16 protein-coding genes are annotated in these 15,001 nt (G+C 69.4%); 9 read left to right on the top strand and 7 right to left on the bottom strand.

Annotation, left to right across the window (positions count from 1 at the left end; translation table 11 throughout):
- Nucleotides 1-12 precede the first annotated feature (12 nt).
- Nucleotides 13-1,344, bottom strand: coding sequence for a TIGR03013 family XrtA/PEP-CTERM system glycosyltransferase (locus tag PHN62_RS09210; RefSeq protein WP_300149392.1), 1,332 nt, complete (start codon nt 1,342-1,344; stop codon nt 13-15).
- A 172-nt stretch (nt 1,345-1,516) separates the two neighbouring features.
- Here PHN62_RS09210 and PHN62_RS09205 point away from each other — a divergent pair, with 172 nt between their 5' ends.
- From PHN62_RS09205 to PHN62_RS09180, 6 genes are all read left to right on the top strand, one after another.
- Nucleotides 1,517-4,141, top strand: a complete 2,625-nt coding sequence (locus PHN62_RS09205; protein WP_300149389.1) for a hypothetical protein — start codon at nt 1,517-1,519, stop codon at nt 4,139-4,141.
- Between the two features lie 219 nt (nt 4,142-4,360).
- Nucleotides 4,361-5,902 (top strand): murein biosynthesis integral membrane protein MurJ, encoded by a 1,542-nt coding sequence (murJ, locus tag PHN62_RS09200; RefSeq protein ID WP_300149386.1) that lies wholly within the window; start codon nt 4,361-4,363, stop codon nt 5,900-5,902.
- Between the two features lie 92 nt (nt 5,903-5,994).
- Nucleotides 5,995-6,552, top strand: a complete 558-nt coding sequence (locus PHN62_RS09195) for a NifU family protein (RefSeq protein ID WP_300149383.1) — start codon at nt 5,995-5,997, stop codon at nt 6,550-6,552.
- Nucleotides 6,549-7,211 (top strand): tRNA (adenosine(37)-N6)-threonylcarbamoyltransferase complex dimerization subunit type 1 TsaB, encoded by a 663-nt coding sequence (gene tsaB / locus PHN62_RS09190; RefSeq protein WP_300149380.1) that lies wholly within the window; start codon nt 6,549-6,551, stop codon nt 7,209-7,211. Before PHN62_RS09195 ends, tsaB begins: the two co-directional genes overlap by 4 nt.
- Nucleotides 7,201-7,677: a GNAT family N-acetyltransferase gene (locus tag PHN62_RS09185; RefSeq protein ID WP_300149377.1), complete on the top strand. Its 477-nt coding sequence runs from the start codon at nt 7,201-7,203 to the stop codon at nt 7,675-7,677. Before tsaB ends, PHN62_RS09185 begins: the two co-directional genes overlap by 11 nt.
- Before the next feature lie 182 nt (nt 7,678-7,859).
- Nucleotides 7,860-8,291 (top strand): MucR family transcriptional regulator, encoded by a 432-nt coding sequence (locus tag PHN62_RS09180; RefSeq protein WP_367187018.1) that lies wholly within the window; start codon nt 7,860-7,862, stop codon nt 8,289-8,291.
- A 90-nt stretch (nt 8,292-8,381) separates the two neighbouring features.
- Here the strand turns inward: PHN62_RS09180 and PHN62_RS09175 are convergent, their stop codons facing one another.
- Both PHN62_RS09175 and argH read right to left on the bottom strand, forming a co-directional pair.
- Nucleotides 8,382-8,567: a lipoprotein gene (locus tag PHN62_RS09175; RefSeq protein ID WP_300149373.1), complete on the bottom strand. Its 186-nt coding sequence runs from the start codon at nt 8,565-8,567 to the stop codon at nt 8,382-8,384.
- Entirely contained in the window at nt 8,564-10,003 is a 1,440-nt protein-coding gene (argH, locus tag PHN62_RS09170; RefSeq protein WP_300149370.1) for an argininosuccinate lyase, read from the bottom strand. The genes PHN62_RS09175 and argH overlap by 4 nt, the downstream gene beginning before the upstream one ends.
- Before the next feature lie 80 nt (nt 10,004-10,083).
- Here argH and PHN62_RS09165 point away from each other — a divergent pair, with 80 nt between their 5' ends.
- Nucleotides 10,084-10,776: a TlpA disulfide reductase family protein gene (locus PHN62_RS09165; protein ID WP_300149367.1), complete on the top strand. Its 693-nt coding sequence runs from the start codon at nt 10,084-10,086 to the stop codon at nt 10,774-10,776.
- Nucleotides 10,777-10,782: 6 nt separating this feature from the next.
- Here PHN62_RS09165 and PHN62_RS09160 read toward each other — a convergent pair whose 3' ends face one another.
- Nucleotides 10,783-11,046, bottom strand: coding sequence for a hypothetical protein (locus tag PHN62_RS09160; RefSeq protein WP_300149363.1), 264 nt, complete (start codon nt 11,044-11,046; stop codon nt 10,783-10,785).
- Nucleotides 11,047-11,212: 166 nt separating this feature from the next.
- Between PHN62_RS09160 and folE the strand changes: the two genes are divergently transcribed.
- A complete protein-coding gene (gene folE, locus PHN62_RS09155; protein WP_300149360.1) occupies nt 11,213-11,821 on the top strand; it encodes a GTP cyclohydrolase I FolE in 609 nt (202 codons plus the stop codon).
- Here folE and PHN62_RS09150 read toward each other — a convergent pair whose 3' ends face one another.
- Entirely contained in the window at nt 11,822-12,709 is an 888-nt protein-coding gene (locus tag PHN62_RS09150) for an SDR family oxidoreductase (RefSeq protein WP_300149357.1), read from the bottom strand. It abuts the gene before it with no gap.
- 100 nt (nt 12,710-12,809) lie between these two features.
- Between PHN62_RS09150 and PHN62_RS09145 the strand changes: the two genes are divergently transcribed.
- The gene (locus tag PHN62_RS09145; RefSeq protein WP_300149356.1) at nt 12,810-13,190 is read left to right on the top strand and encodes a helix-turn-helix domain-containing protein; all 381 of its coding nucleotides are present in this window, start codon (nt 12,810-12,812) and stop codon (nt 13,188-13,190) included.
- Between the two features lie 140 nt (nt 13,191-13,330).
- On the opposite strand, the gene PHN62_RS09140 is transcribed toward PHN62_RS09145, so the two are convergent.
- Nucleotides 13,331-14,104 (bottom strand): enoyl-CoA hydratase, encoded by a 774-nt coding sequence (locus PHN62_RS09140; RefSeq protein WP_300149354.1) that lies wholly within the window; start codon nt 14,102-14,104, stop codon nt 13,331-13,333.
- A 3-nt stretch (nt 14,105-14,107) separates the two neighbouring features.
- Complete coding sequence (mmsB, locus tag PHN62_RS09135; RefSeq protein WP_300149352.1) at nt 14,108-14,989, bottom strand: 3-hydroxyisobutyrate dehydrogenase; 882 nt, start codon at nt 14,987-14,989, stop codon at nt 14,108-14,110.
- Nucleotides 14,990-15,001 lie beyond the last annotated feature (12 nt).

The following is a 15,001-nucleotide window of genomic DNA, read 5'->3' as shown; positions in this document are numbered from 1 at the left end:
TTGCGCTCCGGCTCACCTCACGCCGTCGGGCCAGAGCACCACGCGGGCCGTCTTCATGAGGATGTAGACGTCCAGGGCGAAGCTGGCGTTCTTCATGTAATAGAGGTCGTATTCGAGCTTCACCCGGGCGTCGTGTTCGGTGGCGCCGTAGCGGTAGTTGATCTGCGCCCAGCCGGTCAGGCCAGGCTTGACGCGATGACGTTCGGCGTAATGGGGGATGGTCTCCGCCAGCTTGCCGACGAAATAGGGGCGTTCGGGGCGCGGCCCCACGAGGCTCATCTCGCCCTTGAGCACGTTCCAGAGCTGCGGCAGCTCGTCGATGCGGGTGCGGCGCAGGAAGGCGCCCACCTTCGTGACGCGCGGATCCGACTCGCCCGCCCATTGCGGCTGTCCCGAGGCTTCGGCGTCGATCCGCATGGAGCGGAACTTCACGATCTCGAAGGGCTCGCCGCGCAGGCCCACCCGCGTCTGACGATAGAGCGCCGGGCCCGGGCTGTCCCGACGCACCGCCAGAGCCGCCCCCGCCAGCAAGGGCGAAAGCAGGATCAGCGCCAGACCGCTCACCACCAGATCCCCCGCCCGCTTGAGCAGACGCCCGATCTGGGTGTGGGCGCTGGTCTCCATGAAGACGAAGCGCTGCGGATAGAGATTGGCCAGATCCACCCGCCCCGTCTCGCGCTCGTGGAAGGCGGCGAGGTCGATCACCCGCAGACCTGCCATGCGCGCGTCGAGCAGGGTCTCGACGGGCAAGGGCGTCTCGCGGGTCGAGACCGCCACCACGATCTCGCCCGCGTCCAGCTCCGCGATCGCGGCGGCGAGGCGGCCCGGCTCGGCGGCCTGCTCCAGCGTCAGACGCAGGGCGTCGCGCTTGTCGCCGGGCATGGCGTCGAAGCGCGCGAAGCCCCCGGAATCGCCGACCAGGATCAGCCGCCGCTGCAACCGCGCCAGAGTCCGGCTGCGCATCACGAGGAAACGCGTCCCCGCCGCCGCGCCATAGGCCACCGAAGCCGCCGCCAGAGCGTAGAGCGGCGAGATCCACAGCGGACTCAGCAGATAGAGCGCCAGATAAGCCGCCGCGCCGCCCAGCAGGCTGGCCACCGCCAGACGCTCGCGCATGGCGGCGTAGCGGGCGCGGGCGTCGGGATCATAGACCCCGAGCGCCACCATCAGCACGAGAATCGCCGCCGTAGGCGCCAGCACGGCCTCGCTCAGGGCGACGGAGCGCCCCGGCGAAGGCACGAAGACCGTCGCCAGAATCCCCACCCCGACGAGAATAGCCAGTCCTTCCATGGTCAACAGCGTCCGGACGCGCGCCCGCGTCATGTGGCTGAAGGCCTGAGTCATGCCGTCAACTCCCCCCAAATTCCCCCAAGGAGCGCGGAAAAAACCTTACATCATAAGGCGTTGGGCGCTCACCCAATTGAAACCGCTTTTGGTGCAGAACCGGTTGACGATTGTGAAGAAGCGCCGCCGGACGCTCCATCCGGCCCGGCGCCCTCGTGAGGACGACGACGCCATGACGACCGCAGCGCGCGCTCCGATTCCGGCTCTGGCTTCGGCCCTGGCTCTGGTCCTCTTCGCGGGGGCGGCGCTCCCGACGGCGGCCCCTCCGGCGACGGCGGCGCCTCTGGCGGTCGATCCTCTGGCGCCCGCCGTCCCGAGGCCCCGGGAGGAAGGGGGGATCGTCGGGCTGAAGCTGGTCGAGCTCTCCGGCCGCGAAGGCGCGGTGCTGACCATCGGACAGGCCTTCCGCCGGGGCGACTGGCCGCAGGGCTCGGGTCTGCGCGCGACTTCCGGCGGGCGCCCGATTCCTCTGCAAGCCGACGTCAAGGCGCGCTGGGCGGACGGCTCCGTGCGCCATGCGGTCCTGAGCTTCGCCGCGCCGGGCGGCCGCGCAGCGGAGATCCTGCTCTCGCGCGGCCCCGCCGAGCCGCCGCAGCCCGCTCAGGGGGCGGCCTCCCTGACGGGGCTTCTGGAGCGCGGGCTCGATCTGACCGTGGAGCTCGCGCCTCGGGGCGGGGCTCCCGTCCGGCTGGAGGCCGCCCGCATGATCCGCGCGGCTCTGGCTTCGGGCGCGAAGCCCTGGCTCGACGGCCCCCTGGCTCAGGAGATCCGCGCGACCGAGACCCTGGCGAACGGCCTGACCGTGATCCTCGACCTGCGGGCCCAGGCCGACGGCGCGGCGCGGCTCTCGGTGGGCTTCTCCGCCGACCGCGCGCCCCTCGGCGAGGGCCCCCAGCCGCCCCTCGATCCGGTCTACGGCTTGCGGATCCTGCTCGGCGGACAGACGGTCCATCAGGCCGAGGCCTTCGCCCATCGCCGCTTCTCGCGCTGGCGCAAGGTGGTCTGGGCGGGCGCGGCCCCCGAGCCGGGACGCGCCGTGATCGACTACCCCTACCTCATCGCGGCGGGCGCGGTTCCGGCCTATGATCCCGAACTCGTGGTCAGCCCGCGCTTCTTCGAGGAGCAGGCCCGCCCCTTCGCCGAGGCTCAGGCGCGCGGCGATTTCGAGCCTCTCGGGCCGGGGACCATCTCGAAGGCCATGCCCAACACCGGCGGACGCGCCGACATCGGCCCGGTCCCCTACTGGATCCTCGCCCATCTGCGGCTCCAGAGCGCCGAGACCCGCCGCATGATGCTGGCGAACGCCGAGGCGGCGGGCTCCATTCCGTGGCGTCTGCGCGACCCGGCCACCGGCGAGCCCCCCACCCTCGACGCCTGGCCGAAGCTCTGGTTCGACGGCCGCGCCACCCTCGCCGAGAACGGCCATGGCCCCCTCGAAGCCAACGTCGAGGGCTGGCGGCTCGACAACGCCCATCAGCCCGATCCGAGCTACGTCCCCTATCTGCTGACCGGAGACCGCGTCTATCTCGACGACCTGAAGGCTCAGGCGGCCTATGCGCTGCTGCGCTACAATCCGCGCTATCGCGGCGACGCGGAGGGGAATCTCCGCAACGAGGAGGTGCGCGGCCAGGCCTGGGCCAATCGCGCCCACGCCAACGCCGCCTTCATCCTGCCCGACGACGACCCGGGCAAGGCCTCCCTCGCGCGCAAGCTCGGCCAGCGCTTCGCCTGGTATGCGCGGGCCTATGGCGAGGACGACGCGCTCGGCGGCCCGGCCTCCCACGAGACCTCGGGCTGGATCCAGGGCGCCAACGCCGAAGGCCTGGTCTCGAACTGGCAGCAGGACTACTTCCTGACCACCCTCGCCCAGGCGGGCCGCATGGGCTTCTCCGCCGAGGCGGCGCCGGTCTGGCGGCGGATCCGGCCCTATTTCCTCAACCGCTTCCTGCGGACGGACTTCAATCCGCGCTGGTCGACGGTCTATCAATACCGCACCCGCGACGACTCGGGCGCGCCGATCCCGACCTGGCGCCAGATCGCGGCGGCCAACCTCATGGGCGAGAAGCCCGCCTTCGAGGCCGATCCGCAGCATCAGGCGGGCGGCCATGACAAGGGATGGGATTACGCCTCTCAGGCGCGTTCGGGCTATGCGGCGGGAGTCTCGGCCTTCTTCGACCCCAACCTCGCCGAGGCCTACGCCTGGCTGGCGAAGGAGACCATCCCCGCCCTGCTCGACCCGAAGAACGGCAACGGCGCCGCGCAATATCCCATGTGGACGCTGGTCCCGGTCTTCCCCGACGGCTCGACCCTGGCGATGTCGCGCCACGCCTCGGCCTCGGGACGCGGGAGGGCTCCGGAGAGCTTCCAGGGCGATTCCGAGAACCGCCTCTTCATCGGCGGCGAGGCCGGAGACCGCATCCGGGGCGGCCCCGGCAACGAGATCCTCGTCGGCTGGGACGGCGACGACGAAATTTCGGGCGGCGGCGGCTACAACCTCATCGCGGGCGGACGCGGCGACGACTCGATCCGCATCGACGGCGGCGTGAACGCGGTTTCGCTCGGACTGGGGGCGGATCGGCTCTGGCTCGGCCATGACGGAGTCTGGGGCTTCACGGTGGTCTGGGATTTCGATCCCTCGCATGATCTGCTCATCCTGACCGCCCAGGGCGCGGCGATCCTGCGTCAGGCCCTGCGCGACGGGCCCGAAGGCGCGCGGGCGGATCTCGGCGAGCATCAGGGCGTGATCTTCCGGGGCCGCCCGGCGGCGGAGATCCTGCGGGCGATCCGGATTCAATAGCCGGATCCCCGACGGGAGAGCCGCCGCCGCCCATTCCTCCGCCCAGTGGCTTTTCGAGGCTTTCCGCTGTAAGCCCATGCGCCAGCCCGGAGCAGCTTCCGATCCCGCCGGATTCGGAAACCGCTCCGGGTCTTGATTCTGTCGCGTTTTCGCGACGCGCGGCCTTGTCGGCTGCGCTGGAAAACGCTTTGTGCGGCGGTTTGCGCGGGAGCCTCCCCTTTGAGTCTCGGAAGAGCCATGGCCGCCTTCGGCGGCGTCACCCTGCTGAGCCGCGTGGCGGGCCTCGCGCGCGACGTGATGATCGCGCGCTATCTGGGCGCGGGCCCCGCCTCGGACGCCTTCTTCGCGGCCTTCCGGCTGCCGAACATGTTCCGGCGGATCTTCGCGGAAGGCGCCTTCACCACGGCCTTCATGCCGATGTTCGCCAAGGCTCTGGAGCGCGAGGGCCCCGAAAAGGCCCGCGATTTCGGATCCCAGGCTCAGGCGCTGCTGGGCTCGGTTCTGGTCGGGGTGACGCTGATCGCGCTGATCTTCATGCCGGTTCTGGTCTATGTGATCGCGGCGGGCTTCGGCGAGGATCCCGACAAGCGCGACCTCGCCATCCTGCTGGCGCGGATCATGTTCCCCTATCTGGCGCTGATCTCGCTGACGGCGCTCTATTCGGCGATGCTCAACGCTCTGGGGCGCTTCGCGATCACGGCGGCGGCGCCGATCCTGCTCAACGTCTTCATGATCCTCGGGATGGTGCTGGCGGCGCGCTTCGACTGGCCCATGGCGCAATCTCTGGCGATCTCCTCGCTTCTGGCCGGATTCGGACAGCTCTGGATCGTCTGGCGGGCGGCGCGGAAGCTGGGGATGAGCCTCGGCCTGCGGCGTCCGCGCCTGACGCCCGAGATGAAGGGCATGGCGCGTTTCGCCCTGCCTGCGGCGATCTCGGGCGGCGCCATGCAGACCAACATCGTCATCGGCACGACCATCGCCAGCTTCTTCGCCGGCGCGGTCTCCTGGCTCTCCTCCGCCGACCGGCTCTATCAGCTGCCGCTCGGACTGGTGGGAGCGGCCATCGGCGCGGCGCTTCTGCCCGAGCTCTCCCGACGCGCCGCCGCCGAAGACGCCAGAGGCGCGCAAGAGGCCCTCAACCGCGCCATGGAGTTCGGCCTTCTGGGGGCTCTGCCTGCCGCGACGGCCCTGCTGGCGATTCCGGGGACGCTGATCTCGGTGATGTTCGAGCGCGGCGGCTTCGGCCCCGCCGACACTCTGGCGACGGCTCAGGCGGTGGCGCTCTACGCTCTGGGCGTGCCCGCCTTCGTGCTGCTCAAGGCGGTGGCCCCCATCTATTACGCCCGCGAGGATTCGAAGACTCCCCTGCGCTATGCGCTGCGGGGCATGGCGGTGAACACGATCCTGTCTCTGGGCGGCGTCTGGCTCTGGGACTGGCGCGCGATTCCTCTGGCGACTTCGGTCGCGGCCTGGGCGAATCTCTGGATGCTCTGGCGAGGGGCGGCCCATGACCCCGCCCGCGTGATCGACGCCAGGCTGAGGAAGCGCGGGCCCCTCTTCCTTCTGGCGGCGCTGATCATGGCGGCTCTGGCCTGGGGGGCGGATCGGGCGCTCATGCCGGAGCTGGAGGGCTCTTCGCTGCGGTATCTCGGGCTGGCGGGGATCGTGCTGGGCGCGATGGCGGCTTATGGCCTGTCGCTCATGGCTCTGGGGGCGGGCTCTCTCGCCGAGGTGAAGGCGGCGCTGCGACGCAGGGCCTGACCCGCCTTGCTTTCCGCCCCCGGAAGCTTATCTTGAACTGGAATTGTTCCAAAGTAACGCTTCGTCGCCGCGCGGCGTCGGGAGATCCCCCAATGTTCATCCAGACCGAATCCACGCCCAATCCGGCCACGCTGAAGTTCCTGCCGGGCCGCGAAGTCCTGCCGGAGGGCTCCGCCGACTTCCCCGACGCCGCTTCGGCGCGGCGCTCGCCTCTGGCCGAGCGGCTCTTCGAGATCGAGGGCGTGACCGCCGCCTTCTTCGGCGCGGACTTCATCACCGTCGCCAAGAGCGACGACCTCGAATGGGTCCACGTGAAGCCCGCCGTTCTCGGGGCGATCATGGACCATTTCACCTCGGGCGCGCCGATCCTGCGCGAGGGCGCGACCGACGGCCATCGGGAAGGCGCCGAAGACGGCCCCGATTCCGGGACCATCGCCCAGATCAAGGAGCTGCTCGACAGCCGGGTGCGTCCGGCGGTGGCTCAGGACGGCGGAGACATCACCTTCCACGGCTTCGAGAAGGGCGTGGTCTATCTGCACATGAAGGGCTCCTGCGCGGGCTGCCCCTCCTCGACCATGACGCTGAAGATGGGCATCGAGAACCTGCTCCGGCATTACATCCCCGACGTGCTGGAGGTCCGGCCGATTTGAGCCTGATCCTCGTCCTGGATGCGGCCTCCTCCGGAGTCTCGGCGGCGCTTTTCGAAGGAGAAGCGCCGCTCGCCTTGCGCCGTCTGGATGAGGACCGCGCCGGGGAAGGCCTCGCGCCGCTCGTGGCCGAGCTCTTCGCCGAGACGGGCCGCAAGCCGCAGGATCTCGCGCTGATCGCGACCACCACCGGACCCGGCAGCTTCGTCGGGGCGCGGATCGGCCCCGCCTTCGCGCGGGGGCTGGCTCTGGCGACGGGGGCGCGGGCCGTGGGAATCTCGGTGCTGGAGGCTCTGGCCGAAGGCGCCGGAGAGTCCGGGCCGCTGCTCGTCGCGCTCGACGCCAGAAGGGACGCGCTGTATCTGCAAGCCTTCCGCGCGGGCGCGCCTCTGGAGGAGGCCCGGGAAATCCCGCTGACGCAGGCCCCTCAGGCCGCGCCGGGTGGAGACTTCGCCCTGACCGGCTCCGGCGCCGCGCTCTGGCTGGCGGCTGCGCCCGAGGCCGCCCTCCGCGCCCGCCGCCTGCCCGAAGCCTTCGACCTCGTGCGGCCCGAGGCTCTGGCGCGGATCGCCCTGCGCCGCGCCGCCGCCGGAGAGAGCGCCCCGCCCTCGCCGCTCTATCTGCGCCCGCCCGACGCCAAGCCGCCCGCCGATGCGGCCTGAGCGCGTCCCCGCGCTCGACGCGGAGCTTGCGGCGGCTCTGGCCGAGATCCACGCGGCGGCCTTCGCCGAGGAGGGCGCGCGCGGCTGGAGCGCCGCGGAGCTTCTGGGGCTCTGCGCCCGTCCGAGCGCCCGCCTCTGGGTCTCCCGCGACGCAGAGGGCGAGCCTTGCGCCTTCCTGCTCTGCGACCTCGTGCTGGACGAAGCGGAGATCCTCACTCTGGCGACGGCCCCCGAAGCCCGCCGCCAAGGCGCGGCGCGCGGATTGCTGACTCTGGGCGGCGCGGATCTGCGCGCGGAAGGGGCGCAACTCCTGCGTTTGGAAGTCGCGACGGACAATATTTCCGCATCAGGACTTTATCAATCTCTGGGCTTTCAAGAAATCGCACGTCGAAAGGCGTATTTCCAGCGCCCCGACGGGCGAATCGACGCCAGGATATTTCTGCTGGATCTACAGGGCTTCGCCTGATTCAGGACTTTTCGTGTTCTCCAGAGCAGGAATTCCTGATGAACGACGGATTTTGCAGCTTGTTCGCAAGAAGAAATTCTGTCAGAAATATTCATCCTTGAAATCTGGGGATGCAGACGCGCGCATCTGCGCGACAGTCATTCGTTTTTCGTTTTTGAATCACGATTCATTTGGGTGCATACATGACCGAAGCCGCCTTGAGCCGCTCCGAAACTCTGGAGCTCACCGCGGAGATCGTCGCCGCTCACGTCGCCAACAATTCCGTGCCCGTCGCGGATCTTCCTGCCCTGATCCAGAGCGTCTTCCATACGCTGGCGAATCTCGGCGAAGAGAGCGTCGTCGTCGTCGAGGAGATCCAGGAGGAGCTGAAACCCGTCGTGCCGATCAAGAAATCGGTCACGCCGGACTACATCATCTGCCTCGAAGACGGCAAGAAGCTGAAGATGCTCAAGCGGCATCTCAAGACCGCCTACAACATGTCGCCCGACGACTATCGCGCGCGCTGGGGTCTGCCCGCCGATTACCCGATGGTCGCCCCGAACTACGCCCAGAAGCGTCAGGAGCTGGCCAAGCGCATCGGCCTCGGCCGTCACCGCAGCAAGGCCGAGGCCTGATCGCCGCTCGGCCTTCCGCCGCGCGGCGGAAGGCGGAAGGCGCCTCCTTCGAAAGGCCGGAGCGGTCGACGCCGCTCCGGCCTTGCGCGTTCAGCCGCCGATCTGGAGATCCTCCTCCACCGCCCAGTCTTCGCGGCGCTCGGGATCGACCACGGTGGGCCTGATCGGCTCGACCGCCGAGGCCGGAGGCGGCGGCCCCTGACGCACCAGAGGCCCCTTGCGGCCGCAGCCCGCCAGAGCCAGCGCCGTCATGAGCGCGAGAACCGCCGCCCTCATGCGAGCAGCCCTGTCCAGCGGGCGATCTGGGCCCGGACCTGATCGGGCGCCGTGCCGCCGTAGGAGACGCGCGAGCGGATCGAATTCTCGACGCCGAGGACTTCGTAGACCTCGGCCTCGATGCGCGGCTCGACGGCCCGCATCTCGTCGAGGGAGAGCTCCTCCAGCCCGATTCCCTTCGCCTCGGCGGCCTTGACCAGAGTCCCCGTCACGTGATGCGCCGAGCGGAAAGGCAGACCCAGCCGCCGCACCAGCCAGTCCGCCAGATCGGTGGCCGTGGCGTAGCCCGCCCCCGCCGCCTTGCGCAGAACCTCGGCGTTGGGCTGCATGTCGCGGACCATGCCGAGCGTCGCGCCGATGGCGAGATCCAGAGCGTCGGCGGCGAGGAAGGTCTGCTCCTTGTCCTCCTGCATGTCCTTGGAATAGGTCAGCGCGAGGCCCTTCATCACCGTCGAGAGCCCGACGAAGGCGCCGGTCACGCGGCCCGTCTTGGCGCGGACCAGTTCGGCGGCGTCCGGATTGCGCTTCTGCGGCATGATGCTGCTGCCGGTCGAGAACTTGTCGCTGAGGCGCACGAAGCGGAATTGCGCCGAAGACCAGATGACGATCTCCTCCGCCAGGCGGCTCAGATGCATGGCGCAGATCGAGGCCGCCGCGAGGAACTCCAGGGCGAAATCGCGATCCGAGACCGAATCCAGCGAATTGGCCGTCGGGCGGTCGAAGCCCAGCGCCGAGGCCGTGGCGTGGCGGTCGATGGGGAAGCTCGTGCCCGCCAGGGCCGCCGCCCCCAGAGGCGATTCGTTGAGCCGCGCGCGGGCGTCGCGGAAGCGGCCCCTGTCGCGGGCGATCATCTCGACATAGGCCATCATGTGATGGCCCCAGGTCACGGGCTGGGCGCTCTGCAGATGGGTGAAGCCCGGCATGACCAGATCCGCCCCGGCCTCGGCCTGAGCCAGAAAGGCGCGCTGCAGATCGGCCAGAGCGCGGTCGGTGCGGTCGATCTCGTCGCGGACCCAGAGGCGGAAGTCCACCGCCACCTGATCGTTGCGCGAACGCGCCGTATGCAGACGCCCCGCCGGTTCGCCGACGATCTCCTTCAGCCGCGCCTCGACGTTCATGTGGATGTCTTCAAGAGCGCGCGAGAAGGGAAAGGCTCCGGATCTGATCTCCGTGATCACCTGATCCAGCCCGGAGACCAGAGCCTCGGCGTCGGCGGCGGAGATCACGCCCTGGGCGGCCAGCATGCGCGCATGGGCCTTCGACCCCGCAACATCCTGTTCCGCCATGCGTTTGTCGACGTCGATGGAGGCGTTGATGGCCTCCATCACGGCGTCGGGACGCTCGGCGAAACGCCCGCCCCACATCTCGTTCGAGACCTGAGCGGAGGCTTGCGGCGCGGCGGAGGCTGTGGAGGAATTCGAGGAATCTGCGGTCATGATGCGGCGTTCCGGCGCTTGGGAGGTCAGACTCCGGCGTCTATATCAGGCCGGACGGCGGAAGGCAGGGAGTTTTCACCATGATCGGATCCATCGGAGCCTGGGGCGGCGCGAAGCCTTTCGGCGTTCTGGCTCTGGGGGCGCTGCTGCTCGCAGGCTGCGAGGAGCGCGCGACGCCCGCCGCCCAGACCGCAGCCAGTCCCGCAGCCGCGGTCTCCTCCGCCCCGACGCCCGTCCTTCCGGCGCGCTGGCGCGGCCTCGACGAGGCGGCCCGCGAAGAGCTGCGCGGCCTCGCCAGGGGGCCCATGGCGCGTCTGATCGTCCATCCCGAGACGCGGCCCTTCTGGGAGAAGGGCTTCGCTTCGGAATCCGGCGCGCCGATGGATCTGACCGCCTTCCGGGGCCGCGTGACGCTGCTGAACTTCTGGGCGACCTGGTGCACGCCCTGCCGCGCCGAGATGCCCGCCCTCGACGCGCTTCAGCGCGACCTCGGCGGCCCGGATTTCCACGTGGCGCCCCTCAGCGTGGATCGCGGCGGCGCCGAGAAGTCGCGCGCCTTCTACGAGGAGATCGGCCTGAAGGATCTGCCGCTCTATCTGGATCCGCGCTCGACCCTGGCGAAGGAGTTCGCGGTTCTGGCCCTGCCGGTGACGGTGCTGCTCGACCGCGAAGGCCGCGAGGTCGCGCGCCTGACCGGAGACGCCGACTGGCATTCCTCCGAGGCTCAGGCGGCGATCCGCCACCTCATCGCGGCCACGGCCCCCGCGCCCTGAGACGCTCTAGGCCAGCTTCCAGACCGCCAGAGCGGCGGCGACGAGCGGCGCCCCCGCCACGATCAGCAGGATGGGGGCCTCCTGCGCGACGCTGTAGCCCGCCCTGGTCACGCCCACCCACATGTTGACCAGCGCGACCAGAACCCAGACCGGCATGAAGAGCCGCGCCCCCCTGGCGACTCCCGCGAGGTCATGGCCCCAGAGCCAGCCGAAGAGCCCGAAGACGCTCAGCAGCAGAAGTCCGGCGAAGATCACGAGCAGCATGTGCATGAAGGCGGCCCCGTCAGCGGATCGAGAGCTCCCATCATGCGGGCCGGACGACCCGGCGCGCAAGATGGAAACCCTCCGCAGGCGTCCTCTGAATCGGTTTGCCCGCCGCCGTTCCGGAGTTACAAGGGCGCTTGCGACCCCCTGATCTTTCGGAGAGCCCTCCGCCATGAATCCCAAACCCGATCTGCAAGCCCGCCCCTCCCGGGAGGAGGCCGAAGAGGCCGTGCGCACCTTGCTGCGCTGGGTCGGCGAGGATCCCGGCCGCGAAGGTCTGCGCGAGACTCCGGCCCGGGTGGCGAAAGCCTATCTGGAATGGTGCGGGGGCTATGGCGAGGATCCGGCGCAGCATCTCGAACGCAGCTTCGGCGAGGTCGAGGATTACGGCGAGATCGTCCTCCTGCGCGACATCCGCTTCGAAAGCCTCTGCGAACATCACCTGGCGCCCATCGTGGGCAGGGCCCATGTGGCCTATCTGCCTTCGGGCGGCAGGGTGGTCGGCATCTCCAAGCTGGCGCGGGTGGTGGAAGCCTTCTCGAAGCGGCTTCAGGTGCAGGAGAAGCTCACCGCCCAGATCGCCGATTGCCTTGAAGAGGTCCTCAAGCCGCGCGGCGTGGCCGTGGCCGTCGAGGCGGAGCATCACTGCATGACCACCCGCGGCGTGCGCAAACATGGCGTGGGCATGATCACCACCCAGCTGCGCGGAGACTTCCGCGCGGATGCGGCGCTCCGCGCGGAGTTCATGGGCTTCGTGAACGGGCCTCGCAACAGGCTCTGATCAGACCTTGAGCAGTTCTTCCACCGTCTGGGCCAGCGAGGTCGAGGGGCGGCCGGTCAGACGGCGCAGGGCGTCGCCCTTGTCGTCAAGCGCGCCTTTCGCGATCTCGCCTTCCCAGCCCGCGAGCATGTCGGCCACGGCCTCGGGCAGGCCGAAGGCCTTCAGCAGGGCGGCGTACTGGGGCACGGGCAGATTCTTGTAGACCACGGGGCCGCCCCTGACGCGGGCGATCTCCACCGCGAGATCGCCGAGCGTCCAGGCGCGGTCTCCGGCGAGTTCGAGCGTCTCGCCCGGCCTGGCCGCGCCGAGCAGAGCCTGAGCCGCCGCCAGCGCGAAATCCGCCCGCGAGGCCGAAGCGATGCGGCCTTCGTCCGCCGCGCCGGCGAATTCGCCGGTTTGCGACGCCTGACGGATCGCGTCGGAGTAATTCTCGGTGTACCAGCCGTTGCGCAGGATCACATGGGGCAGGCCCGAGGCCTTCAGCGCCTCTTCGGTCTGGATATGCTCCGGCGCGAGGCTCAGGCCGGAGACCGGCGCATGCAGAAGGCTGGTGTAGACCACCAGACGCACGCCCGCCGCCTTGGCCGCCGCGATGACGTTCGCATGCTGGGCGAAGCGCTTGCCGATCTCGTTGGAGGAGACCAGCGCCAGGCGGTCCACGCCGCGCAGAGCCGCGTTCAGGCTGGCGGGGTCTTCGTAATCGGCCTTGCGCAGGACGACGCCCTGCGCAGCGAGGTCGAGGGCCTTGCCGGGATCGCGCAGCAGGCCGACGATCTCGGCTTCAGGGGCGGCCTTGCGCAGGTCTTGCAGGATCAGGCGGCCGAGCTGGCCGGAGGCGCCGGTGACGGCGATGGTCGTCCTGGGGGTCGTCTGGGGGGAGGCGTTCATGAGAGGCTCCTGTGAGGCGGGTTGCTCCGCGCTGTCTGGAACTTTATATAAATTAGCAGCTTCCTTTCCGGAAGCACGCACATTTCAGGAAGTTTTGAGGATGGACTCCCCGATCACCCGAACCCCCGCCGAGGACAGAGGCGATCTGTTCGCCGCCGCCTGCTCTTCGCGTCAGGTTCTCAAGCATCTGAGCAGCCGCTGGGGCCTGCTGACGCTCCGGGCTCTGCTGGAGGGTCCGCGCCGCTACAGCGACTTGCGGCGCAAGCTTCAGGGGGTCAGCGAAAGGATGCTCGCCCAGACCCTGCGCGAACTGGAGGCGGACGGCCTGCTCACCCGGCGTTCATGGCCGGAGGTTCCGCCGCGCGTGGAATATGCGCTGACGCCTCTCGGCCATGAGGCGGCGGAGAAGCTGCGGCTGCTGGCGGAATGGGTGGAGGAGAATCTCCCGCGCTTTCAGCCTCAGGCCGCGCCGGAAGTCTGAGCGCGAAACAAAGGAGGGGCCGAAGCCCCTCCCCTGATCTTCCAGAGCGTTTTCCGATCTCCGGGATCGTCCAGACGCTCCGGGTTCTTGTGATCGCGTTTTCACGACGCGAAGCCCAGGCGGCTTCGCTGGAAAACGCTTCAGCGATGGGTGAACTTCGCCGGGCGCTTCTCGACGAAGGCGGCCATGCCCTCCTTCTGGTCGGCGGTGGCGAAGAGCGCGTGGAAGATCCGGCGTTCGTAGCGCACGCCCTCCGCGAGCGTCAGCTCCTGAGCCCGGCGCACGGCGTCCTTGGCGGCGAGCGCGGCGGTCAGCGGCATCTCGGCGATGGCCTTCGCGGCGGCGAGGGCCTCCTCGCGGAGCTTCTCCGTCGGCACGACCCGCGCCGCAAGGCCCGAGCGTTCGGCCTCCTGAGCGTCCATCATGCGGCCCGTGAGGCACATGTCCATCGCCTTGGCCTGGCCGATCAGGCGCGTCAGGCGCTGGCTGCCGCCCATGCCGGGGATCACCCCGAGCTTGATCTCCGGCTGACCGAATTTCGCGTTTTCGGCGGCGATGATGAAATCGCACATCATCGCGACTTCGCAACCGCCGCCCAGCGCATAGCCCGCCACCGCCGCCACGCAGGGTTTGCGCAGCCGCGTGAACTCCTCCCAGATGGAGAACCAGTCGGCGAGGTGCATGTCGGCGTAGCTCTGCGCCTGCATCTCCTTGATGTCGGCGCCGGCGGCGAAGGCCTTCTCCGAGCCGGTCAGCACGAGGCAGCCCACGCCGGGATCTCTTTCGGCTTCGGTCGCGGCGGCCACCAGTTCGGTGGCGACCTGCAGATTCAGCGCGTTCAGCGCCTTGGGACGATTCAGCGTGATCAGCGTCACGCGGTCGATGCGCTCGACGAGCAAGGTCTCATAGGCCATGGTTCAGAGCTTCCCCCGCAGGAAATTGATGATCCCCGAGAAATCCTGACCGCCATGGCCGAGCTTCTCGAAGATGCCGTAGAGCTGGGCGGCCTCGGCGCCGAGCGGCGTCTGGACTCCGCGCGCCAGAGCGGCCTCCTGCGCGAGCTTCAGATCCTTGAGCATCAGCGCCGCGGCGAATCCGGGCTTGTAATCGCGATTGGCGGGCGAGTTTGGCACCGGGCCCGGCACCGGACAATAGCTGTTCACCGACCAGGATTGCCCCGAGGAGGTCGACAGCACGTCGAAGAGCGCCTGATGGGTCAGCCCGAGCTTCTCGCCGAGCGCGAAGGCCTCGCAGGCGGCGATCATCGAGATGCCGAGCGCCATGTTGTTGCAGATCTTCGCCGCTTGTCCCGCCCCCGCGCCGCCGCAAGGCACGATGCGTCCGGCCATGGGTTCGAGGATGGCGCGGCCCTTCTCCAGAGCCGCCTCCGAGCCGCCGACCATGAAGGTGAGCGTCCCGGCCTCGGCGCCGCCGACGCCGCCCGAGACCGGCGCGTCCAGCGTCAGGGCGCCGCGCGCCGCGAGCAGCTCATGCACGGCCACGGCGCTGTCCACGTCGATGGTGGAGCTGTCGATGGCCACCGTCCCCACGCCGAGATTCTGCGCGATCTCCGCCCAGACCTTGCGCACGATGGCGCCGTTGGGCAGCATGGTGACCACGGCTTCGGCCTCGCGCAGGGCCTCGGCGAGAGTCCCCGCGACCGTCAGGCCCCGTGTGACCGCCGCCTGACGCGCGGCTTCGGTCGCGTCGAAGCCGATGACCCGATGTCCGGCCTTGACCAGATTGGCGGCCATGGGCGCGCCCATGTTCCCCAGACCCACGAAGGCGATCTTCGCCATGTCCTTCCCCCC

The organism is Neomegalonema sp., from assembly GCF_028688855.1.
GTDB lineage: Bacteria > Pseudomonadota > Alphaproteobacteria > Rhodobacterales > Rhodobacteraceae > Neomegalonema.
The sequence above is the reverse complement of the archived record's forward strand: the minus strand, read 5'-3'. Positions and strand labels throughout refer to the sequence as shown.